The 21,334-nt window shown below is 63.4% G+C and carries 22 protein-coding genes; 13 read left to right on the top strand and 9 right to left on the bottom strand.

The features are described 5' to 3' along the window. The first annotated feature begins 269 nt into the window (after positions 1-269). Positions 270-2,096, top strand: a complete 1,827-nt coding sequence (gene typA / locus FHR70_RS15790; protein ID WP_183451860.1) for a translational GTPase TypA — start codon at positions 270-272, stop codon at positions 2,094-2,096. A gap of 75 nt (positions 2,097-2,171) precedes the next feature. Next, complete coding sequence (locus tag FHR70_RS15785) at positions 2,172-2,795, top strand: glutathione S-transferase family protein (protein WP_183451858.1); 624 nt, start codon at positions 2,172-2,174, stop codon at positions 2,793-2,795. A gap of 50 nt (positions 2,796-2,845) precedes the next feature. On the opposite strand, the gene FHR70_RS15780 is transcribed toward FHR70_RS15785, so the two are convergent. From FHR70_RS15780 to ubiE, 9 genes are all read right to left on the bottom strand, one after another. Beyond that, complete coding sequence (locus FHR70_RS15780; protein WP_183451856.1) at positions 2,846-3,010, bottom strand: hypothetical protein; 165 nt, start codon at positions 3,008-3,010, stop codon at positions 2,846-2,848. 13 nt (positions 3,011-3,023) lie between these two features. Continuing rightward, positions 3,024-3,257: a hypothetical protein gene (locus FHR70_RS15775; RefSeq protein ID WP_183451854.1), complete on the bottom strand. Its 234-nt coding sequence runs from the start codon at positions 3,255-3,257 to the stop codon at positions 3,024-3,026. A gap of 12 nt (positions 3,258-3,269) precedes the next feature. Further along, positions 3,270-3,626 carry a hypothetical protein gene (locus tag FHR70_RS15770; protein WP_183451852.1) on the bottom strand — a complete coding sequence of 119 codons (357 nt, stop codon included), beginning with the start codon at positions 3,624-3,626 and terminating at the stop codon, positions 3,270-3,272. A gap of 158 nt (positions 3,627-3,784) precedes the next feature. Continuing rightward, positions 3,785-4,765 carry a cysteine synthase A gene (gene cysK, locus FHR70_RS15765; protein ID WP_183451850.1) on the bottom strand — a complete coding sequence of 327 codons (981 nt, stop codon included), beginning with the start codon at positions 4,763-4,765 and terminating at the stop codon, positions 3,785-3,787. 73 nt (positions 4,766-4,838) lie between these two features. Continuing rightward, positions 4,839-5,288 (bottom strand): RrF2 family transcriptional regulator, encoded by a 450-nt coding sequence (locus FHR70_RS15760; RefSeq protein WP_183451848.1) that lies wholly within the window; start codon positions 5,286-5,288, stop codon positions 4,839-4,841. Positions 5,289-5,434: 146 nt separating this feature from the next. After that, positions 5,435-5,890: a dUTP diphosphatase gene (gene dut, locus FHR70_RS15755; RefSeq protein WP_183451846.1), complete on the bottom strand. Its 456-nt coding sequence runs from the start codon at positions 5,888-5,890 to the stop codon at positions 5,435-5,437. Next, positions 5,887-7,101, bottom strand: coding sequence for a bifunctional phosphopantothenoylcysteine decarboxylase/phosphopantothenate--cysteine ligase CoaBC (gene coaBC / locus FHR70_RS15750; protein WP_183451844.1), 1,215 nt, complete (start codon positions 7,099-7,101; stop codon positions 5,887-5,889). The genes dut and coaBC overlap by 4 nt, the downstream gene beginning before the upstream one ends. Beyond that, on the bottom strand, positions 7,098-8,672 hold the full coding sequence (gene ubiB / locus FHR70_RS15745; protein ID WP_183451842.1) for a 2-polyprenylphenol 6-hydroxylase: 1,575 nt from the start codon (positions 8,670-8,672) through the stop codon (positions 7,098-7,100). The genes coaBC and ubiB overlap by 4 nt, the downstream gene beginning before the upstream one ends. Before the next feature lie 3 nt (positions 8,673-8,675). After that, entirely contained in the window at positions 8,676-9,425 is a 750-nt protein-coding gene (gene ubiE, locus FHR70_RS15740; protein ID WP_183451840.1) for a bifunctional demethylmenaquinone methyltransferase/2-methoxy-6-polyprenyl-1,4-benzoquinol methylase UbiE, read from the bottom strand. Between the two features lie 210 nt (positions 9,426-9,635). On the opposite strand from ubiE, the gene mutM reads away from it, so the two are divergent. From mutM to FHR70_RS15685, 11 genes are all read left to right on the top strand, one after another. Beyond that, entirely contained in the window at positions 9,636-10,523 is an 888-nt protein-coding gene (mutM, locus tag FHR70_RS15735; RefSeq protein WP_183451838.1) for a bifunctional DNA-formamidopyrimidine glycosylase/DNA-(apurinic or apyrimidinic site) lyase, read from the top strand. Positions 10,524-10,609: 86 nt separating this feature from the next. Next, positions 10,610-11,383, top strand: a complete 774-nt coding sequence (locus FHR70_RS15730; protein WP_183451836.1) for an enoyl-CoA hydratase — start codon at positions 10,610-10,612, stop codon at positions 11,381-11,383. 3 nt (positions 11,384-11,386) lie between these two features. Further along, positions 11,387-12,190 carry a TSUP family transporter gene (locus tag FHR70_RS15725; RefSeq protein WP_425487873.1) on the top strand — a complete coding sequence of 268 codons (804 nt, stop codon included), beginning with the start codon at positions 11,387-11,389 and terminating at the stop codon, positions 12,188-12,190. Between the two features lie 175 nt (positions 12,191-12,365). Continuing rightward, complete coding sequence (rpsT, locus tag FHR70_RS15720; protein WP_099509771.1) at positions 12,366-12,632, top strand: 30S ribosomal protein S20; 267 nt, start codon at positions 12,366-12,368, stop codon at positions 12,630-12,632. An 830-nt stretch (positions 12,633-13,462) separates the two neighbouring features. Further along, complete coding sequence (gene dnaA, locus FHR70_RS15715) at positions 13,463-14,914, top strand: chromosomal replication initiator protein DnaA (RefSeq protein WP_246408245.1); 1,452 nt, start codon at positions 13,463-13,465, stop codon at positions 14,912-14,914. Between the two features lie 158 nt (positions 14,915-15,072). After that, the gene (gene dnaN, locus FHR70_RS15710) at positions 15,073-16,191 is read left to right on the top strand and encodes a DNA polymerase III subunit beta (RefSeq protein WP_183451832.1); all 1,119 of its coding nucleotides are present in this window, start codon (positions 15,073-15,075) and stop codon (positions 16,189-16,191) included. A gap of 404 nt (positions 16,192-16,595) precedes the next feature. Continuing rightward, entirely contained in the window at positions 16,596-17,612 is a 1,017-nt protein-coding gene (locus tag FHR70_RS15705) for a glycosyltransferase family 2 protein (RefSeq protein WP_183451830.1), read from the top strand. Then, positions 17,609-17,977 carry a DMT family transporter gene (locus FHR70_RS15700; protein WP_183451828.1) on the top strand — a complete coding sequence of 123 codons (369 nt, stop codon included), beginning with the start codon at positions 17,609-17,611 and terminating at the stop codon, positions 17,975-17,977. Before FHR70_RS15705 ends, FHR70_RS15700 begins: the two co-directional genes overlap by 4 nt. 6 nt (positions 17,978-17,983) lie before the next feature. Next, complete coding sequence (locus tag FHR70_RS15695; RefSeq protein ID WP_183451826.1) at positions 17,984-19,447, top strand: DUF2142 domain-containing protein; 1,464 nt, start codon at positions 17,984-17,986, stop codon at positions 19,445-19,447. A 40-nt stretch (positions 19,448-19,487) separates the two neighbouring features. Continuing rightward, on the top strand, positions 19,488-20,651 hold the full coding sequence (recF, locus tag FHR70_RS15690) for a DNA replication/repair protein RecF (protein WP_183451824.1): 1,164 nt from the start codon (positions 19,488-19,490) through the stop codon (positions 20,649-20,651). A gap of 62 nt (positions 20,652-20,713) precedes the next feature. Then, a complete protein-coding gene (locus FHR70_RS15685) occupies positions 20,714-21,328 on the top strand; it encodes a LysE family translocator (protein WP_183451822.1) in 615 nt (204 codons plus the stop codon). The last annotated feature ends 6 nt before the right edge of the window (positions 21,329-21,334 follow it).

Here is a 21,334-nt window from a genome sequence, read left to right as displayed (position 1 = left end):
CGCGTGACGAGCAGGTCCGGCTCTTCACTTCTCACCACACCCATCGAGCCGGGCTGCCCAGCACGCCTCCCTCGATCTCACCTGACGGCTCGCAGCCCACCCGCTGCGGGCCCGAAGGTGCTGGTTCTTTGAATGACATGAGCCAAGCTGCCCTATTGCGGCCGCTCTGTTATCATTATATTGCAGCGCATCAGATTTCCGCCCGGTACGAGCCAGGGGCGCGGCCACGCTTGCCGCGTGCCGGGCCGCTTTGCTTTGAGAGACCCCTTATGAAACTACGCAATATCGCCATCATCGCCCACGTCGACCATGGCAAGACGACCCTGGTCGACAAGCTCCTCCAGCAATCGGGCAGCTTCCGCGAGAACCAGCGCGTGGAAGAGCGCGCCATGGACTCGAACGATCTGGAGAAGGAGCGCGGCATCACCATCCTGGCCAAGGCGACCTCGGTCGTCTGGAAGGACACCCGCATCAACATCGTCGACACCCCCGGCCACGCCGATTTCGGCGGCGAGGTGGAGCGAATCCTCAGCATGGTGGACGGCGCCATCGTGCTGGTGGACGCGGCCGAAGGCCCGATGCCGCAGACCAAGTTCGTGGTCTCCAAGGCCCTCAAGATCGGCCTCAAGCCGATTGTCGCCATCAACAAGATCGACCGCCCCGATGCCCGCCACACGGAGGTCATCAACGAGGTGTTCGACCTGTTCGCGGCGCTCGACGCCACCGACGAGCAGCTCGACTTCCCGATCCTCTACGGATCCGGCCGCAACGGCTGGATGGCGAAGTCCCCGGAAGGCCCGAGCGACGAGGGCCTGGCCCCGCTCTTCGACCTCGTGCTGGAGCACGTGCCCCCGGCCAAGACCGAGGAAGGCCCGTTCCGCATGCTTGGCACCCTGCTCGAGGCGAACCCCTTCCTGGGCCGCATCGTCACCGGCCGCATCGCCTCCGGCACGGTGAAGCCGAACCAGACGATCAAGGTGATCGACCGCAACGGCAACCTGGTCGAGAACGGCCGCGTGTCCAAGATCCTGGCCTTCCGCGGCCTGGAGCGCCAGCCCATCGAGGTCGGCGAGGCCGGCGACATCGTGTCCATCGCGGGCCTCGTGAAGGGCTCGGTGGCCGACACCTTCTGCGCGCCCGAGAACGACATTCCGATCCAGGCGCAGCCGATCGATCCGCCGACCGTAACCATGTCGTTCATCGTCAACGACTCGCCGCTCGCCGGCACCGAGGGCGACAAGGTCACAAGCCGCATGATCCGCGACCGCCTGTTCAAGGAAGCGGAAGGCAACGTGACCCTCAAGATCGAGGAAGCCGCCGACAAGGATAGCTTCTACGTGTCGGGCCGCGGCGAGTTGCAGCTCGCGATCCTGATCGAGACCATGCGCCGCGAGGGCTTCGAGCTCGCCGTGTCGCGTCCCCGCGTGGTGTTCGAGAAGGACGAGAACGGCCAGCTCCTCGAGCCCATCGAAGAGGTCGTCATCGACGTGGACGAGGAGCATTCCGGCGTCGTCGTGCAGAAGATGTCCGAGCGCCGCGCCGACATGGTCGAGATGAAGCCGTCCGGCGGCAACCGCCAGCGTCTCGTGTTCTACGCTCCGACCCGCGGCCTGATCGGCTACCAGAGCGAGCTTCTCACCGACACCCGCGGCACCGCGATCATGAACCGTCTGTTCCACGCCTACGAGCCCTACAAGGGCGAGATTGCGGGACGGCGCAACGGCGTGCTGATCTCCAACGACGCAGGCGAGGCCGTGGCCTATGCCCTGTGGAACCTTGAGGATCGCGGCCCGATGATGATCGAGCCCGGCTGGAAGGTCTATCAGGGCATGATCATCGGCGAGCACAACCGCGAAAACGACCTCGAGGTGAACGTGCTGAAGGGCAAGAAGCTTACCAACATCCGCACGACCTCGAAGGACGAAGCGGTGCGCCTGACGCCTCCGATCCGCATGACCCTCGAGCGTTCGCTCGCCTGGATCGAAGACGACGAGCTCGTCGAGGTGACGCCGAAGTCGATCCGCATCCGCAAGGCGATCCTCGATCCGAACGATCGCAAGCGCGCCGAGAAGCAGAAGGAAGCGCTCAGCGCTTAAAAACAGCGCCTTGGCAACACTCGAAGGGCCGCTCTCCGGAGCGGCCTTTTTCATGAACGGAGATCGGGAGGGAGCATGCTGAAGATTCACGGATACGCCGGGTCCATCAATGTGCGGAAGGTGCTCTGGACCTGCATGGAGCTTGGTCTGCCGTTCGAGCGCATCGACTGGGGTGGCGGAACGCGGCCCGTCACCGACCCTGACTTTCTCAAGCTCAATCCTGTCGGCATGATTCCGGTGCTTGAGGATGCTGGCCAGCTCTTCTGGGAATCGAACAGCATCGTCCGCTATCTGGCGGCGCGAGAGGGCCGTGACGACCTGCTTCCCGCCGATCCCGCCAAGCGGGCGCAGGTCGAGAAGTGGATGGACTGGCAGGTTTCCGACTTCAACAACACCTGGCGCTACGTCTTCCAGGCAACCGTGCGCAAGAACCCGCACTTCCAGGACGAAAAGCAGATTGTCTCATCCTGGAACGCATTCTGCTCCGCCGTTCAGGTGCTGGACCGGGAACTCGCCCGCACCGGCGCCTATATCGCCGGACCAACCTTCACCTGTGCCGACATCGTCATCGGCCTGTCGATCCACCGCTGGAAGAGCATTCCGCTCGAACGCCCGAACCTGCAGGAGATCGAGTGCTACTACAATCGTCTTTGCGAGCGTGAAGGTTTTCGGGTCTATGGGAGAGACGGAGGATTGTAGAGAGGAGCCGTGCGGCTCCATCTCGATGTCTGTGCTGGCGAGCCTGTGCTTTAGCCCTCGGCTTTGTCGCTCTGCCCTTTCTTAGCCCCCTCGCCCATCGGGTTCGTCGAATCCTCGCCCGAGGCTTCTGGGTTCTCGCGGCCCTGCGGTGTCAGGCGCGGTGCGCTGATATCCTCGTCGGTTGCCTTGTTCGACTTCTTGTCCGGTGTCGCCATCGCTGCTTGTCCCTCATGAACTCGTGGAATCGGTCGCATCCCGGTCGCCCGCATCAGGCAGAGCGCCCGTGCCCGGGGTCGAGTCCGGATTCGTCAGCGACGGCTTGCTGTGAGGTCCTGCCGCCGGCTGGTTGCCGCCAGACTGCTTGTCGGAGGAAGCCTTGCGATCACCCTGCGGATCGCGCCGCTTGGAATCGACATCCTGCTGCGTGTCTTCGGTGTGATTGCCGTAACCTGCATTGCCCATGGCACTCTCCTGTCAGCCCTGTTCTTTGCCGTTGACGGCGGTTGCCCGCTCGATGGCTTCGGCGGTGGCGTCCTTGTCGTCCGGCGACAGGGTGGCGTCGCTCAGGTGCTTGGTGGCCTCGGGTGTTTCGGCGGCCGTGAGTTCGTCATGGCCGTCATGCCCGGCCTTGCTGGTCTGGCCTGCCTGGCCCTGGCGATAGGCCTCGGCCTCACCGCCCGGCTGGCTCCACACACGTCGTAAGGTGGCGTTGCCTTCGATGCCGCCGTCCCGGTTGGGATCGACCGGGCTGTCCCTCCCACCGCGCTGCTCGTTGCGGATCTGGTCCGCGTCTTGGTCCTTTAACGAATGGGGAGCTTTGCGGTCCGCCATGATGAACTCCATCAGATATTCTTGGAAACATCGTTTGAATGCGTATGTCGCAAGGAGAACCCGAGGAATCAGGGGAAGTTCTGGCCAAGCTTGGAGCCTGCGCCAACAAAAAGGGCGGCCCGGAGGCCGCCCTTGAATCGTTCCGCTGGATGAACAGCTCAGAGCCCTTCGAAGAGTGCGCTCGAGATGTAGCGCTCGGCGAAGGAGCACGCGACCGTCACGATGCGCTTGCTCTTGAACTCAGGCCGCGAGGCCACTTCGAGGGCGGCCGCTACGTTGGCACCCGTCGAGATGCCGCCCGGAATGCCTTCCAGCTTGGAGAGTTTGCGCGCCATGTCGAAAGCAGTCTGGTTGCCCACCGTGACCACCTCGTCGATCACGGAGCGGTCGAGCACGTCCGGCACGAAGCCTGCGCCGATGCCCTGGATCTTGTGCGGGCCCGGCTGGCCGCCGGACAGCACCGGCGAATCCTCCGGCTCTACGGCGATGACCCTCAGGTTCGGCAGGCGGGGCTTGATCACCTGTCCGACGCCGGTGATCGTGCCGCCAGTGCCCACCGCCGCCACGAAGGCGTCGAGCTGGCCTTCTGTGTCGTTCCAGATCTCCTCCGCGGTCGTCTTGCGGTGGATCTCAGGGTTGGCCGGGTTCTTGAACTGCTGGGGGATGACCGAACCGGGGATCTCGCGGAGCAGTTCCTCGGCGCGGGCGATTGCGCCCTTCATACCCTGAGGACCGGGGGTGAGTTCGAGTTCCGCCCCGAGGAAGGCCAGCATCTTGCGCCGCTCGAGCGACATGGTCTCGGGCATGACCAGGATCAGGCGATAGCCCCGCGCTGCCGCCACAAAGGCGAGCGCAATGCCCGTGTTGCCGGAGGTGGGCTCGATCAGGGTCGCGCCGGGCTTGATGTGACCGGCCGCCTCCATGGACTCGATCATGTTGACGCCGATGCGGTCCTTCACGCTCGAAAGCGGATTAAAGAACTCGAGCTTGAGAAGGATCTCCGCGTCGACACCGTGCTCCTGCGGCAGGCGGTTGAGACGCACGAGCGGAGTGTTGCCGATGGTTTCCGTAATCGAGCCGTAGATGCGTCCGCGTCCGGGCTTCGTGCCGGCGCTGGATGCATTGAGGGTGTCAGCCATGAGATCCTCCTTCAGATCGGAGGAAGCTTATCTTTTTCTGCAGCAAGTGTCGATATTTGGAATAATTCACATATCAAATCGTGAAATCAACCGTCGTGACCGCCTCGACAGCCGATTCCGCCTGCGCCTTCTGGCAGAGGTCCTCGACGGTGACCTTGTCGAGTTCGCTCAGGAAAGCCTCCGTGCCGCGCTGGACCAGGGGGCTGACGACGGCCTCGGCCAGACGCGATTCGGGGATCGGCGACGAGCCGTCCTCCTCCAGGGCCGCCATGGCGATGCGCACGATGTCGCCCGCCGTGATCCGCCGCCGTTCGCGGGCCAGCTCGTACCCGCCCCGCGGCCCACGCACCCCTTTGAGAATGCCCTGGCGCACGAGAGCCTGGAGAACCGGTTCGAGATAGCGTGGCGGCAGGTTGTGCCGGGCCGCCAGTGCCTTGGCGGAAACCGGCATGGGCCGGGCGTGGAGCGCAATATCGGTGACGGCCGCGATGGCGAGAAGCGAACGGCGTGAGAGAAAGTTCATGGCGATGCTCCCCAAACCATCGGACCCAAAAGTGGACTTGCACTTTTGGTATCCATCCGATGCTTTCTTCTTGAATGAGAGCATCGTTCGGGCGGACCCAGCGGGCCGCGCAAGCGAAAACCGGGTCCACTTTTCCGCACGATGCTCTACCCCAGTCCCGTGGAGCCGAAACCGCCGGCGGCGCGGGGTGTCTCGTCAACCTGCGTCACCTCCAGTAGCTCCACCTGGATGACGGGCGAAACGATGACTTGAGCGATCCGCATGCCACGCGCGACGGTGAAGGGCTCGGACCCCAGATTGACGAGTAGCACCTGCACCTCGCCGCGATAATCCGCATCGATGGTGCCCGGCGCATTGAGCACCGTGACGCCGTGCTTGAAGGCGAGCCCGGAACGAGGCCGCACCTGCGCCTCGAAACCCGGATCGAGCTGCATCACAAGGCCGGTGGGAACGAGCACGCGCTGCATCGGCTGCAGGACAATCGGCGCATTGGACGGATTGGCCGCGATGAGATCCATGCCTGCCGCGCCGGCGGTTTCATAGCGCGGCAACGGCAGACCGTCCGCATGGGCAAGGCGCTGGATGCGTAAGGAGCGGCTCATGACTTGCCGCTCCCCACCATCGCGCCCAGGCGCTCGACGAGCTTCTTCGCCACATCGGTTTTCGACAGAGTCGGCCAGGTCTCCACGTCCGAGGCTGTGACGAGATGCACGGTATTGCTGTCGCCACCCATCACGCCTGTTTCCGCCGAAACATCGTTGGCGACGATGAGGTCGCAGCCTTTCCTGGCAAGCTTCTGCTTGGCGTGCTCGACCACCTGCTCGGTTTCGGCAGCAAAGCCCACCATGAGCGGTGGGCGGTTGTCCGTGCGGTGCGAGACCGTCGCGAGGATGTCCGGGTTTTCGGTGAGCGACAGGTTAGGCAGGGCACCGTCCTTTTTCTTGATCTTCTGCTCGCCGGCATTCGCCACCCGCCAGTCGGCAACTGCCGCGGCGAAGATGCCGATATCGGCAGGCAGCGCCTTCTCCACGGCCTCGAGCATGGCGCGGGCGCTTTCCACATGCACGACCGTCACGCCCGTCGGATCGGGCAAGGTCACGGGACCGGAAATCAGGGTGACATGCGCACCGGCCTCGGCAGCGGCCTTCGCAATCGCGTGGCCCTGCTTCCCGGAGGAGCGGTTGGCGATGTAGCGCACCGGGTCGATGGGCTCGTGCGTCGGGCCGGAGGTGACGATCACATGCCTGCCGGCCAGCGGCCCGGAAGGAGCCAGCAGCCTCTCGACGGCTGCCGCAATTTCGAGCGGCTCTGCCATGCGGCCAGGGCCGAATTCGGCCTCCGCCATGGCGCCTTCATTCGGCCCGACCACGTGAACGCCATCGGCCTGAAGCGCCTTCAGGTTGCGCTGCGTGGCCGGGTGCAGCCACATGCGCACGTTCATGGCCGGCGCGATCAGGATCGGCAGGGTGGTGGCGAGCAGCACCGTGGAGGCAAGATCGTCCGCGTGGCCGCCTGCCATCTTGGCCATGAGATTGGCGGTGGCCGGTGCGACCACGACGAGGTCCGCATCGCGGGCGAGCTTGATATGCCCGATATCAGCCTCGTCCTCCCGGTCGAAGAGATCCGTGTGCGAGCGCTGCCCGGTCAGGGCGGAAGCCGCCAGCGGCGTGATGAACTGCTGTGCACCGTTGGTCAGGATGCAGCGCACGGAGCCGCCGCGTTCGCGCAGGCGGCGGATGAGGTCGAGGGACTTGTAAGCCGCGATGCCGCCGCCGATGACGAGGAGGATGCGTTTGCCTGTAAGCGCCGTCATGCGAAGCCTCTGAACAGCATAATCATCAGCGAGGCGGCGATGATCCACAAGGCCGCCACACCCCAGCGATTGCCGCGGGCCTCCGCCCGGCCGATGGCCGCGACGCTGTCCTGGTTCAGGGCCACGCCGCGGGCCGTCACGTCCTCAAGCTGGTTGAGCACACGCTCGGCACGCAGCGCCAGTTCCGGCAGGTCGCCGATCACGCCGGCCAGCGTCCACAAGCCACGGCCAGCCTGCTCGGCACGGCCGAGAGGGCCGAGATTTCGTTCGATCCAGTCGCGCACCACGGGCTCCGAGGTGGTCCACATGTCGAGCTTCGGATCGAGGTTGCGGGCGACGCCCTCCACCACCACCATGGTCTTCTGCAGCATGACGAGCTCGATGCGCGTCGCCATGTCGAACAGAGCCGTGATCTCGAAGAGCAGCGTGAGCAGCTTCGCCATCGAGATCTCGTCCGCGCGGCGATCGTGGATCGGCTCGCCGATGGCCCGGATGGCCTGGGCGAAGTCCTCCACCGAGTGGTGCGGCGGCACGTAGCCGGCCTCGAAATGCACCTGCGCCACGCGCAGGTAATCGCGGCGGATGAAGCCGAGAAGGATCTCGGCCAGGAAGCGCCGCTCTTTCATGCCGAGCCGGCCCATGATGCCGAAATCGACGGCGACGAGGCGGCCTTCCGGGTCCACGAACAGGTTGCCGGGATGCATGTCGGCATGGAAGTAGCCGTCGCGGATGGCATGGCGCAGGAAGGATTGGATCACCGCGCGCCCGAGCGCCACCCGGTCAAAGCCAGCTGCTTCAATCGCTGCAAGATCGTTGAGGCGGATGCCCTCGATCCAGGTGGTGGTGAGCACATCGCGGGCGGTGAGGTCCCATTCGGGCTTGGGCACACGGAAATCGGGGTCGTCCTTGGTGTTCTCCGCCAGTTCCGAGACGGCGGCGGCTTCCAGGCGCAGGTCCATCTCGACGGCGACGGAACGGGCCAGGGCCTCGACGATCTCAAGAGGCTTGAGGCGCTTGGCATCGGGCACCACGCGCTCGAACAGACGGGCGGCGGCGCGCATGGCCTGCAGGTCGCGGGCGAAACCCTCGCGCACGCCGGGCCGCACCACCTTCACGGCAACGGTCTCTTGGCCCTCTGCAGTGCGGATGCGCGCTTTATGAACCTGCGCGATGGAAGCAGCCGCAATCGGCTCGCTGAATTCGAGAAAGAGTTCGTCAATAGAACGGCCGAGCGCGATCTCGACCATGCGCACGGCTTCCGCCCGAGGGAAGGGCGGCATGCGGTCCTGAAGGCGCTCCAGGTCGCGAGCAGCCGCCACACCGACGATATCCGGGCGGGTGGCCAGAAACTGGCCGAACTTCACGTAAGACGGCCCGAGCCGCGTCAGCGCCTTGGACAGCCGAGCCGCGCCGTCGCCGGCCTGTGGCCGTTCGACAAGACGGGCTATTTTCAGGCCGAAGCGGGCCGCGGGCGGCAGCGCGCTTGGATCGACAAGCGCCAACGCGCCTTCGCGCGCCAGGACGAAGCCGGCGCGCAGGTTGCGGGCAAGATGAAAGAGGCTGCCGATCACGCTTTAAATCTTCCAGCCGGAGTGAATGGCGACCACTCCTGCGGTGAGCGTGCGATGGGTGACGCGCTTGAAGCCAGCCTCCTCGATCATCCGCGCGAAAGCCGCTGGCGGCGGGAAGCGGCGGATGGACTCGACAAGATATTGGTAGGATTCCGCATCCCCCGTCACCATCCCTCCCAGCCGTGGGATGACATTGAAGGAATAGGCATCATAGATCCTGTCGAGCACCGGAACGTCCACCTTGGAGAATTCCAGGCACAGGAAGCGGCCGCCGGGTTTCAGCACCCGGTGTGCCTCGCGCAAGGCCGCATCGATGCGCGGCACGTTCCGGATGCCGAACGCGATGGTGTAGGCATCATAGGTCTTGGATTCGAGCGGCAGCTCCTCCGCATTGGCCTCGACGAAGTCGATGCGGCCCTCATAGCGGTGACCGGCCCGCTCGGCGCCGACTTTGAGCATCTCGCCGTTGATGTCGAGCACGGTCACGCGGGTCTGCGGCCCACCCGCATCCAGGATCCGGAAAGCAACATCGCCGGTGCCGCCGGCCACGTCCAGATGGCGGAAAGGACGGTCGCGGGGCGGGCGCAGGGTCGATATGAGCGCATCCTTCCACAGGCGGTGGAGGCCTGCGGACATGAGGTCGTTCATCAGGTCGTAGCGGCCGGCCACCGAGCGGAAGACCTCGTTGACCTTGCCCTGCTTCTCGCCCAGGGGCACAGACTGGAACCCGAAATGGGTGTTCTCGTCGGTCATGATGGTCAAACCTCCCGTACCTAGAGCATCGGACCCAAAAGTGGACCTGCACTTTTGGGATCCATCCGATGCTCCACCCTTTGAAATGCGCATCGTTGGGCGCGGAAAACCGGAAACCACTTTTCCGCACGATGCGCTAGTGTCGCGATCCATAGCGGAAGCGGGGCCCAAAGGCTATGTAAGAGCCCTCAAGAAGCCGAGAGATGGTTGATGCCTGAACTGCCTGAAGTCGAAACCGTGCGCCGCGGCCTGGAGCCCGCCATGGTGGGAGCCCGCTTCACGAAAGTGACTCAGCGCCGTCCCGACCTGCGCTTTCCCTTCCCGGAGCGGTTTTCCGAACGCATCGAGGGGCAGGAGGTCAAGGCGCTCGGACGCCGGGCCAAGTATCTCCTGGCCGACCTCTCCTCCGGCGAGGTGCTGGTGATGCATCTGGGCATGTCCGGCCGGTTTCTCGTGACGAGGGACGGAGCGACCCGGGTGCCGGGCGAGTTCCACCACGAGCACGGCGGCCTAGGCGCCCATGATCATGTGATCTTCCAACTCTCCAACGGCGCCACCGTTACTTATAATGACGCCCGCCGCTTCGGCTTCATGGATCTGGTGCCCCGGTCGGAGATCGAGACCTCGAAGCATTTCGCCAGCATGGGGATCGAGCCCCTCGGCAACGAGCTCTCGGGCGAGACCATCGCCCGGTTGTTCGCGGGCAAGCGCACGCCCTTGAAGGCCGCCCTCCTGGACCAGCGCCTGATAGCGGGCTTGGGCAACATCTATGTGTGCGAGGCCCTGTTCCGCACCGGGCTCCACCCGGAGGCCCCGGCGGGGTCGCTTGTGAACAAGACAGGCGAGCCGACCGACAAGGCCCATCAGCTCGCCGACATCATCCGCGATGTGCTGGCCGAGGCGGTGGAGGCTGGCGGCTCCACCTTACGCGACCATGCGCAGGTGGATGGATCGCTGGGCTATTTCCAGCACTCCTTCCGGGTCTACGACCGGGAGAACGAGCCCTGCCTGACGCCCGATTGCACAGGGACGATCACCCGCCTCGTGCAGTCCGGCCGCTCCACCTTCTACTGCCCGGAATGCCAGAAGCGCTCCTGATCCCAAGGCAGTACATTTCGGATTTTCACTTGCCGGGTCATGCGCCCTCGCCTACCGGTGTCCCATCATCGAGCAGGAGATGTCCCATGGCTTTTGAGACGATTCTCACGGAGACGCGCGGCAAGGTAGCCCTGATTACCCTCAACCGGCCCCAGGCCCTGAACGCCCTCAACTCCACGCTCTTAGGGGAAGTGAACCAGGCGCTCGACGCCTTCGAGGCGGACCCGAACATCGGCTGCATCGTTATCACCGGCTCGGAGAAGGCTTTTGCCGCCGGCGCCGACATCAAGGAGATGGCGGAGCTCAATTATCCGCACACCTATATGGCCGACTTCTTCTCCGGCTGGGAGAAGGTGTCGGGACGGCGCAAGCCCATGATCGCCGCGGTGGCGGGCTTTGCGCTCGGCGGCGGCTGCGAGTTCGCCATGATGTGCGACTTCATCATCGCGGCCGACAACGCCAAGTTCGGCCAGCCGGAGATCAAGCTCGGCGTGATGCCCGGCATGGGCGGCACCCAGCGCCTCACCCGGCTCATCGGCCGGGCCAAGGCCATGGAGATGTGCCTGACGGGCCGCATGATGGGCGCCGATGAAGCGGAGCGCTCCGGGCTCGTCGCCCGCGTGGTGCCGCTGGCCGATCTCCTCAACGACGCCCTGAAGACGGCAGAGACCATCGCGTCCATGTCACTGCCCATCGTCATGATGACCAAGGAAACCATCAACCGGGCCGACGAGGTGTCGCTCTCCGAGGGCATCCGCTTCGAGCGGCGCCTGTTCCACGCCATGTTCGCCACCGCCGACCAGAAGGAAGGCATGGCGGCCTTCGTCGGAAAGCGCGCCCCTGAGTTCAAGAACGGATAATCCGTGTTCGACATCGGCTTCGATATGATCGCGGCGCTCGCCGCGATCTCTTTTTTCGCGGGCTTCGTGGATTCCATCGCCGGCGGCGGCGGGCTTCTCACCGTACCGGCTCTCATGCTCGCTGGCCTCGATCCGGCGCAGGCGATCGCCACCAACAAGGTGCAGGGCTCGGTGGCGGCGGCCTCGGCCACTTACACTTTCGGGCGTAAAGGCCTGATCGAGTGGCGGAAGGCCTGGGGTTTCACCCTGGTGGCGTTCTTCAGCAGCGTCGCCGGCGCGCTCTGCGTCCAGTTCCTGCCACGTTCCGTGCTCGAGGTGCTGATCCCGGTCATGCTCATCGCCATGGCGGTCTACTTCGCCTTGTCGCGCAAGATGAGGGACGAGGACGCCCATGCCCGCATGACGGCTCTCGCTTTCGGACTCACCGCTCCTGTTGCTATCGGCTTTTACGACGGCATCTTCGGGCCGGGTGCCGGCTCCTTCTATATGCTCGCCTTCGTGACGCTGCTGGGCTACGGGGTGGTCAAGGCCACCGCCCATACCAAGCTTGTCAATTTTGCGAGCAATTTCGGCAGCCTCCTTCTCTATGCGGCGACGGGCGCGGTGGTCTGGCCCATAGGTCTTGCCATGTCCGTGGCTTCCCTGCTCGGGGCCCAGCTGGGATCGCGACTGGCCATGCGGCTGGGCTCCCGGCTCATCCGGCCACTCCTCGTTCTGGTGTCGGGCCTGATGGCGCTCAGGCTCCTGCTCGACCCGGCCAATCCCTGGCGACAGGCCCTACAGAAGGCCTCCCTGGCGCTTTTTTGACGCGCAAAGGCCTATGGTCGTTGACGTTCGCGAGCATCACGTCTATAAGCCGCCTCACATGAGCCCGCGCGTCCCGCGGGCTCTTCGGTTTCCATGCAATCAACCGATCGCTGCCGGAGCTCTCCAATGGGCTTGAGCTTGGCCATCGGGATTTTAAAAAGAACGAGGATGGGCCATGGCCAACACCGTGTCCGCCAAGAAGATGACCCGCAAGATCGCGAAGCGCACCGCGATCAACAAGTCGCGCCGCAGCCGCATGCGGACCTTCGTCCGCAAGGTTGAAGAGGCCATCGCCGCCGGCAACCAGACTGAGGCCGCAGCCGCCCTGCGCGCCGCCGAGCCGGAGATGATGCGCGCGGCCCAGAAGGGCATCGTGCACAAGAACACCGCGTCCCGGAAGGTCTCGCGCCTCGCGAGCCGCATCAAGACGCTGAGCGCCTAAACAACAGCTCCTTGAAGCTGTCTTTTGACGACTGATTGGACCCGGCCGAGAGGCCGGGTTTTTTCGTGCTCTGAGGCTGGAATCCACGCCCAAATTTTATCCACACGGGAGCTTGACTTTATCCCCGCAAGACAGGGTGAAGGCTCCACAGCCCAGATTCAAAGCGCACATAAAAGATCCAGCACGTTCAACATCTTAGCAGGCAAAGCATCGCGAAGCATCAGAATCACCCTCGATTCGAGGCGAATCGGTTCTGAATCAAGGTTGCGCAAAAACTCTTTTTTTGTGCCTGCGCACAGGCTGTGATGACACAGTGAATCAGTTGAAGAGTCAGCGATTTACAGCCCAGATTCAAAACCTGTGGACGAGCCTGTGAACGCAGCCGAGTGCATCCGAGAGATGGCGAGTCGGTTCAGGTATATTGCACGCGCTCCCGCACCCTGTGTAAGGTCAACCTGCTTCAACGGCTCGCCGTGAAGTCATTCACTCAAAGCCTGAATCAAAGACAACATGTGCGGGGATCAGTCGTTGTTTCGTTCTCACAAGAAGCAAGCGAAGGCTCATCCTTTACCAAGGGAAGACTTGAAGGTTCTTGGGTGAAGACCAAGGGGATGACAGTTGACGATCATCTCCACTTAAAAGCGAACGAATAATCTTTAGTACAATTGGGGGCGCCACGTTCTGAATAACCTGTGAGGCATCTGTGCCTTGGTGTTCAGAACGGGACATGCGTGGGGGTTTCCGACCTTAACAAGGGGAAGCCTCGTGGAGGGACATTGATGTATCGCAGCGAAGACCACCGCACCTTTGCCGCTCCAAGCGAGAACGGCATGGATGTTCCGGGCGAGCAATCGGCGTCTGAGGTCTGGACGCGGGTCAAGCGCCGCCTCCGGGCAGAGCTGGGCGAGGATATCTTCGCCAGCTGGTTTGGCCGCCTGGAACTGGATTCGGTGATCGAGGGCTGCGCTTACCTGACCGTCCCCACGCGCTTCCTGAAGAGCTGGATCGAATCCCACTATGCCGACCGGGTGCTGGCGGTTTACCGCTCCGAGGCTGGTGACGTGGAGCGCGTGTCCATCGGCGTGCGCAGCACCCTCGGGCGCGATCCTGCGGCTCAGCGCCGGGCGAGCGAAGCTCCGCGTCCGGCTCCCGCGCCTTCCATGGCGGTGCCGAGCATGAATCATGACATCAAGGCTCCCTCCGCACCCTCTTCTCAGGACGAGCGGGGCGAGGCCGGCGATCTTGGCGGGGCGCCTCTCGATCCCCGTCTGACGTTCGAGAGCTTCATCGTCGGCCGCTCCAATGCGCTTGCCCATGCGGCAGCCGACCGCGTCGCCCATGCGCAGAACGGGCAGGCCATCTACAATCCGCTCTACCTTCATGCAGGCGTCGGCCTCGGCAAGACGCATCTTCTGCATGCCATCGGTCATGCGGTGCGCGCTGAAGGACGCCGGGTCATCTATCTGACGGCCGACCGCTTCATGTACGGCTTCGTCGCCTCTCTGAAGGCGCAGACGTCGCTCGCCTTCAAGGAGCGTCTGCGCGGCATCGACCTGCTCATCATCGACGATGTGCAGTTCATCCAGGGCAAGCAGATCCAGCAGGAATTCGGCCACACCCTGAACGCTCTCATCGATGCGGGCCGCCAGATCGTCATCGCTGCCGACCGTCCGCCGGCGGATCTGGAAAATCTCGACGAGCGGGTACGTTCGCGCCTCGCCGGCGGCCTCGTGGTCGAGGTCAGCGCCCTCGACGAGGCGCTCCGCACCTCGATCCTCACCACCCGCATCGAAGCCCTGAAGACCATCCATCCCACCTTCGAGGTGGGCCCGAGCGTGATCGCCTATGTGGCCCGCTCCATCACGGCCAATGGCCGCGACCTCGAAGGCGCCGTGAACCGCCTGCTGGCCCATGCGACGCTCACGAACTCCGCCATCACCCTGGAGACGGCCGAGACCGCGATCCGCGATCTCGTGCGCAATCGGGAGCCCAAGCGGGTCAAGATCGAGGACATCCAGAAGCTGGTGGCCTCGCGCTACAACGTCTCCCGGTCCGACATCCTCTCGGAGCGCCGCACCGCCGCCGTGGTGAAACCGCGCCAGATCGCCATGTACCTGTCCAAGGTGCTCACCCTGCGCTCCCTGCCCGAGATCGGCCGCCGCTTCGGCGGGCGCGATCACACCACGGTGCTCCACGCCGTGCGCAAGATCGAGAAGGCTCTGGGCGAGGATCACGCGCTCTCCGACGAGGTCGAACTCCTCAAGCGGATGCTGCAGGAGTAAGCGGACGGGGCTGGGAAGTGCCCTGGCGTCGGGGCCGAAAAGGCCCCGGCCTTGCTTTCTCGGCCGACAAAAGCCAATCTTGCTGCCCTGCTTGTCCCGCCGGAAGTTCGTCCTTCGCGGGAACGGCCAAGAAATTCACCGAAATCAGGTGCTGGATTATGAGAGTTACCGTTGAGCGCGCCGCTCTGCTGAAGGCGCTGGGGCACGTGCACCGCGTCGTCGAGCGTCGCAATACCATTCCGATCCTCTCCAACGTGCTGCTGCGGGCCGGAGAGGGCTCCCTGCGCCTGAAGGCCACGGATCTCGATATCGAGGTGACCGAGACGATCCCGGCCGACATCACGGAGGCAGGGTCCACCACCGTGCCGGCCTACATGATCTACGACATCGTGCGCAAACTGCCGGACGGCGCGCAGGTCTCCCTCGAAATGAGCCCGGACATGGGCCAGATGCAGATCCGCTCCGGCCGCTCGCGCTTCATGCTGCAGGCCCTGCCCGAGAGCGACTTCCCAGATCTGGCTGCCGGCGATCTGCCGCATCGCTTCACCCTTCCCGCCTCCGACCTCAAGCGCCTGATCGAGAAGACGCAGTTCGCGATCTCGACAGAAGAGACGCGCTACTACCTCAACGGCATCTATCTCCACACACTGGATGCGGGCGGCACCATTGTCATGCGGGCCGTCGCCACCGATGGCCACCGCCTCGCCCGCGTCGAGATCCCGGCTCCCACCGGATCCGAGGGCATGCCCGGCGTCATCATCCCGCGCAAGGCCGTGGCCGAGATCGTCAAGCTCGTGGAGGATGGCTCCGAAAACATCACCATCGAACTGTCCTCCGCCAAGGTGCGGCTGACCTTCGATGGCGTGGTGCTGACCTCCAAGCTCATCGACGGCACTTTCCCCGACTATCAGCGGGTCATCCCGGCGGGGAACGACAAGGTTCTCGTGGTCGAGCGCGCCGATTTCTCCAAGGCCGTGGACCGTGTCTCGACGATCTCGTCGGAGCGCGGCCGCGCCGTGAAGCTGGCCCTCGGCGACGGTCGCCTGACGCTCACCGTCAACAACCCGGATTCGGGCAGCGCCACGGAAGAGCTCGAGGTCGATTACGACGCGGCGTCGATCGATATTGGCTTCAACGCCCGCTATCTCCTCGACATCGCGGCCCAGCTCGACGGCGACACCGCCCTGTTCAAGCTCGCCGATCCCGGTTCCCCGACGATCATCCAGGACCGCGACGGCGCTGCCGCGCTCTACGTCCTGATGCCGATGCGGGTGTGATGCCGCCTGATCCCGGACGAAGCTTGGCGTCCCTCCGGGATCATCAGGCCGCCATCTGACGCCACTCCCCTGACAGGCAGGAAACAGGCCAGAGGACGCCGGGTCTCTGATCCTGGCGTTTTTCTGGCCTTATTCATCTCTCCAGACCATCGTGCGGACCCAGCGGGCCACACCCAACAATGCTCTCATCCAAGAAGGAAGCATCTGTCCCGGCATCGCGGCCGGCATTCCTCCAAGTTTCAAGGCTGGATGGACATGGCCTCTGAGGGGGCATCTTCCGGGAAGATTCGTCGGCATGGATGCCCGTTTTCCCTTGGCGCAGCTCGGAGCCCATGGGCTCGGATCTTGTTGTAGCCCGTCTGATTTTTGGCTACACGGATGATACTTCTCACAGAGTATCGTTGATGTATTCAGGCAAGCTTCACGGTAACACGAAGATTGCGGTGGTCATTCCCTGCTTCCGCGTCCAGAAGCACATCGCATCCGTGATCGATGAAATCGGTCCGGAGATCGATTCCATCTATGTCGTTGATGATTGCTGCCCTGAGAAGACGGGCCAATTCGTGAGTGAGACGATCAAGGACCCACGGATCAAGGTGATCTTCAACGAAACGAACCTCGGCGTGGGTGGAGCGACGCTCGCTGGCATGGTCCAAGCGGCCGAGGATGGGGCGGACATCATCGTCAAGATCGACGGGGATGGGCAGATGGATCCGCATCTCATCCCTGCTTTTACCGCCGTCATCATGTCGTCCGAGGCCGATTTCGCCAAGGGCAACAGGTTCTTCGAACCGGAAGGCGTGATGACCATGCCGCGAGCTCGACTGATCGGTAATGCCGGCCTCTCCTTCATGGCAAAGTTCTCGACCGGCTATTGGCACAGCTTCGACCCGACGAACGGCTTCTTCGCCATTCACGCAAGCCTCATGAGCCTCCTGCCTGTCGAGAAGATCAGCAAGCGCTATTTTTTCGAATCGGACCTTCTGTTCCGTCTGAATGTGATCGAGGCCAGGGTCGTAGACATCCCCATGCACGCGCACTATGCCGACGAGCAGAGCAGCATGCAGCCGCACAAGGAGATTTGGCGCTTCACAAAGGGCCATGCGAAGAACCTCATCAAGAGAATCTTCTACAGGTATTTCCTGCGTGATTTCAGCGTCGCGTCCATCGAACTCCTCCTGGGCCTCACCCTGCTTGCGTTCGGGACGATCTTCGGGCTGGCGAACTGGCGGAGCGAGACGTTTGCAAGCGCCGGAACCGTGATGCTGGCAGCCATGCCGATCATCATCGGTACGCAGCTTTTGCTGGCTTTTCTCAACTATGACATCCAATCGGCCCCAAGCACCGCTCTTCATCCTCGGCTCGAGAAATCCAAACGGCCCACGAAAGCATTGAGACATCGCGAAGGCGCCGCGGCATGAACGTCACGGCTTATGCTCTAGCCCTGTTTTCCGTGATCGTGATTGCCATCGGGCAATCGATCTTCAAGTACTCCGCGCTACGCTTCACCTTCACTGCCGGTCAGACGATCGTTGAATGGGTTCAACAGAATGTCGTGCCGCTAGCCGCCGTGGCGGGCGCGCTCTCGCTCTATATGGTCTCGACGGTAGCGTGGATCACGGCATTGAGAACCATCCCGCTCTCCGTCGCCTTCATGTTCAACGCGTTGGCCTTCGCCTTCATCCCGATCGTCAGCGCCATGTTCTTCGGTGAGCAATTACCGCGCCTTCTTCTCCCGGGCTTGGCATCGATTGCGCTCGGAATTTATCTCATCACGATTAAGTAGCCCAGAATGACGAATGTGAAGTCAGGCGACCAAAGCACCGCATTTGTCTCGCCCCTGCCCAGGAACGGGAACTTTGGCTTTCAGGTCCATTGGATCTTGAACAGAATGGTGAGAGGCAGCACTTACTTTCCTCGTTTCCTGCCCCTGCTGTATCTGGCGATCTGCGTCCCGACAGTTCTGTTCCTCATTTTCTTTCGGCAGCCTCTAGGCAACCCAGATGAGACCTCGCACGTGGCACGGGCCTATCAGGTCTCGAAGGGGGTTTTTCTGACCGAGGAAGCTGTCCCAGGCCTTCATCCCAAAGGCATGGTCGATGAGGCCTGGTTCCTCCTTGGATCGCAGGTCAACAAGCGGCGCTTCGAAACTTTGGACACAGCACTGCCAGTCTTTCAGGGCTTTGCCTGGACAGGCAAGGACAAGCTCAGGCGGTTCAACTCCTCCGTCTATTTCCCCGCGGTCTTCTTCCCACAAGCCGTCGGCCTCAAGGTTGCCAGAGCATTGAATCTCAACCTGGTTCAGTCGCTTCAGCTTGCAAGCCTGCTGAATGCAGCGATCTGCCTTATCGCCATCGCTTTGGCGATCCATCTTGCCGCAGCGGGAAAATACTTTTTAGCTCTGATCGGCGCTCTGCCGATGACCCTTCATCAGATTGCGTCAGTTTCGCCGGACGGGATCCTCATTGCCGGATCCTTGCTGATGTTCTCGTTGACCCTAACAGCACTCATGAAGTCGAAAGTCCGCCCCTCGACCCTTCTTGGTGTTGTGGTTCTTGGTGCGCTCACTGCCGCAACCAAGCTGCCTTATCTCATGGTCGCTTTGGCTGCACTCACTATGCTCTGGTGGATTGAGCCGCAGCGTGGTCGGTTCATTCTGAAGTACGTTATCGCTTGCATGGCGATGGTTAGCGTTCCACTGATCTGGACAAAGATCAGCAATGCCGGCGCCGTGAAGCACAGCCTTCTGATCCACACCAATCCTGCCGATCAGCTTGCATTTCTTCTGACCCATCCGCTCGAAATTCCAAACCTCGCCTTTTCTACACTCTATGAGCTATTGGATTCCTACCTGGCCCAGATTATTGGGGTCCTCGGGTGGTTGGATGCTCCTCTTCCCAGCGCCGCCTACATCATCCTGGGGCTTGGATTCGTTGCCATTCTGCTTATGGACGGAATCTCTCTCCAACCGCTTTTGCGCTGGATTACTTTTGCCGGCTTCACCTCGTCGGTCGCACTGATCTTCTTGAGTCTCTACCTCATCTGGAATCCGCTGGGCTCACGCGGCCCCATCGAAGGAGTTCAAGGACGCTATTTCCTGCCTATTCTGCCGTTCCTCGTGTTCCTGATCCCAAAACCGAAGCTCCCCATTTCGGAAGGTCTTAAGGTATCGGTCTTCACCACTTGCGGACTTGTCGGCGGCTTGGCCACGGTGGCAACGATCATCAAGCGTTACTATGGCGTCGCCATGTTCTGAGGCTTGATCTTTCGCCCCCTCTCCTGAATGAAGGGGGCGCATGTCCTCCGCCCCTGTCGCCGCTTCCCGAATCGCCCGTCTGATCCTTCAGGATTTTCGCACCTATGCGAGCCTGGATCTTTCCGTCTCGCGTCCGCTGGTGGCGCTGGTGGGCGAGAACGGGGCGGGCAAGACCAATGTGCTGGAGGCGATCTCGCTCTTCATGCCCGGACGGGGCCTGAGGCGCGCTGAACTCGCCGAGATGGCGCGCAAGGAGGGGCCGGGCTCCTTCGCCGTGTCCGTCACCCTCGATGCGCCTTACGGCGAGCACCGGCTCGGCACGGGTTTGGAGCCGCCCGGCGAGGCCGCGCGTGCCTCACGGGTCTGCCGCATCGACGGCATGGCGGCCTCCTCGCCGACGGCCTTTGCCGAGTACCTGCGCATCGTCTGGCTCACCCCCGATCTCGACGCCCTGTTTCGCGGCCCGGCCGGCGACCGGCGCCGCTTTCTCGACCGGCTCGTGTTGGCCGTCGATGCCGAGCATGGCACGCGGGTGAATGCGCTGGAGCGGGCCTTGCGCTCGCGCAACCGCGTGCTGGAGGAGAACCCCGACGACCGCCTCTGGCTCGATGCATTGGAGCGCGAGGTGGCGGAGCTCGCCATCGCGGTCGCGGCCGCCCGCCGCGAGACGGTCGAGCGCCTGGCAAGCCTCATCCTGGAAACCCGTGAGGAGGACTCCCCTTTTCCCTTCGCCACGATGGGCCTGGAGGGCGATCTCGACACCCTGGTGGCCACGCTCCCCGCCGTCGATGCCGAGGACCGCTACCGAGCGATCCTGCGGGATTACCGGCCGCGCGATCGGGCCGCCGGACGCACCCTTGTGGGGCCGCAGGCCTCCGACCTGCTCGTGCGGCACGGCCCCAAGGACATCCCGGCCAACACGGCCTCCACCGGCGAGCAGAAGGCGCTCCTCATCGGCCTCGTGCTCGCCCATGCGCGGCTGGTGGCCAGCATGAGCGGAATCGCGCCCTTCGTGCTCCTCGACGAGGTTGCGGCCCATCTCGACCCGCGCCGCCGGGCCGGCCTTTTCGCGGCCCTCGAATCCCTCGGCGGACAGGTCTGGATGACGGGAGCGGATCCGAGCCTCTTCGCCGAACTCCAGGGCCGCGCCGACGTGCTGCAGGTCTCTCCCGGCGTGATCGAACCCATCACAAGAGCTGAATAGTACCGCCGGCCCGATTGCTCTATGCTGGACGGCACCGACGCTTCCGTCTTCGGGTGAGACCCATGGACCTCGCAGGCCTTCTGCTCTTCTCCTCCGCCCTCTTCATCGCCGCGGCCTCGCCGGGGCCGGGTATCGCCGCCATCGTGGCGCGGGTGCTGGGGCGCGGGCCGAAGGAGGGAGTAGCCTTCAGCATCGGGGTCGCTTTGGGCGACGTGGTCTGGCTGACTTTCGCGATCCTCGGCCTTGCGGCTCTCGCCCAAGCCTTCCATGGGGTGTTCCTGGTCGTTAAGTACGTCGGCGCGGCCTATCTGCTCTATGTCGCTTACAAGATCTGGTCGGCGCCGGCTGTGGCCCGGGACGTGGCGGCGGAGACCAGGGGGGAACACCCGGCCAAGCTCGTGCTCGGCGGGCTTGCCCTGACCCTGGGCAATCCGAAGACCATCGTGTTCTATCTCGCGCTCCTGCCGACCATTCTGGATCTCACCCGGATCACGGCGCTGGGTTATGCGGAACTTGTTGCCGCGACCCTGACGGTTCTGGGCATGGTTTTTGCCGGCTATATCGTGCTCGCTACCCGTGCCCGACGGCTCTTCACGACACCCAAGGCCATCCGCATCCTGAACCGGACCACTGGCGCCATGCTGGCCGGTGCTGCGGCGGCCGTTGCGTCACGGTGAGCCCCT

The organism is Microvirga lupini, assembly GCF_014191055.1.
In the GTDB taxonomy this organism is placed as follows: domain Bacteria; phylum Pseudomonadota; class Alphaproteobacteria; order Rhizobiales; family Beijerinckiaceae; genus Microvirga; species Microvirga lupini_A.
Note: the sequence above shows the minus strand (reverse complement) of the source record. Positions and strands in the feature narration are given on the sequence as shown.

What these genes read in the sequence shown, in the direction of transcription:
- typA (WP_183451860.1), top strand. Translation starts at nt 270, where the DNA reads ATGAAACTACGCAATATCGCCATCATCGCCCACGTCGACCATGGCAAG.
- FHR70_RS15785 (WP_183451858.1), top strand. Translation starts at nt 2,172, where the DNA reads ATGCTGAAGATTCACGGATACGCCGGGTCCATCAATGTGCGGAAGGTG.
- FHR70_RS15780 (WP_183451856.1), bottom strand. Translation starts at nt 3,010, where the DNA reads ATGGCGACACCGGACAAGAAGTCGAACAAGGCAACCGACGAGGATATC.
- FHR70_RS15775 (WP_183451854.1), bottom strand. Translation starts at nt 3,257, where the DNA reads ATGGGCAATGCAGGTTACGGCAATCACACCGAAGACACGCAGCAGGAT.
- FHR70_RS15770 (WP_183451852.1), bottom strand. Translation starts at nt 3,626, where the DNA reads ATGGCGGACCGCAAAGCTCCCCATTCGTTAAAGGACCAAGACGCGGAC.
- cysK (WP_183451850.1), bottom strand. Translation starts at nt 4,765, where the DNA reads ATGGCTGACACCCTCAATGCATCCAGCGCCGGCACGAAGCCCGGACGC.
- FHR70_RS15760 (WP_183451848.1), bottom strand. Translation starts at nt 5,288, where the DNA reads ATGAACTTTCTCTCACGCCGTTCGCTTCTCGCCATCGCGGCCGTCACC.
- dut (WP_183451846.1), bottom strand. Translation starts at nt 5,890, where the DNA reads ATGAGCCGCTCCTTACGCATCCAGCGCCTTGCCCATGCGGACGGTCTG.
- coaBC (WP_183451844.1), bottom strand. Translation starts at nt 7,101, where the DNA reads ATGACGGCGCTTACAGGCAAACGCATCCTCCTCGTCATCGGCGGCGGC.
- ubiE (WP_183451840.1), bottom strand. Translation starts at nt 9,425, where the DNA reads ATGACCGACGAGAACACCCATTTCGGGTTCCAGTCTGTGCCCCTGGGC.
- mutM (WP_183451838.1), top strand. Translation starts at nt 9,636, where the DNA reads ATGCCTGAACTGCCTGAAGTCGAAACCGTGCGCCGCGGCCTGGAGCCC.
- FHR70_RS15730 (WP_183451836.1), top strand. Translation starts at nt 10,610, where the DNA reads ATGGCTTTTGAGACGATTCTCACGGAGACGCGCGGCAAGGTAGCCCTG.
- rpsT (WP_099509771.1), top strand. Translation starts at nt 12,366, where the DNA reads ATGGCCAACACCGTGTCCGCCAAGAAGATGACCCGCAAGATCGCGAAG.
- dnaA (WP_246408245.1), top strand. Translation starts at nt 13,463, where the DNA reads ATGGATGTTCCGGGCGAGCAATCGGCGTCTGAGGTCTGGACGCGGGTC.
- dnaN (WP_183451832.1), top strand. Translation starts at nt 15,073, where the DNA reads ATGAGAGTTACCGTTGAGCGCGCCGCTCTGCTGAAGGCGCTGGGGCAC.
- FHR70_RS15705 (WP_183451830.1), top strand. Translation starts at nt 16,596, where the DNA reads ATGTATTCAGGCAAGCTTCACGGTAACACGAAGATTGCGGTGGTCATT.
- FHR70_RS15700 (WP_183451828.1), top strand. Translation starts at nt 17,609, where the DNA reads ATGAACGTCACGGCTTATGCTCTAGCCCTGTTTTCCGTGATCGTGATT.
- FHR70_RS15695 (WP_183451826.1), top strand. Translation starts at nt 17,984, where the DNA reads ATGACGAATGTGAAGTCAGGCGACCAAAGCACCGCATTTGTCTCGCCC.
- recF (WP_183451824.1), top strand. Translation starts at nt 19,488, where the DNA reads ATGTCCTCCGCCCCTGTCGCCGCTTCCCGAATCGCCCGTCTGATCCTT.
- FHR70_RS15685 (WP_183451822.1), top strand. Translation starts at nt 20,714, where the DNA reads ATGGACCTCGCAGGCCTTCTGCTCTTCTCCTCCGCCCTCTTCATCGCC.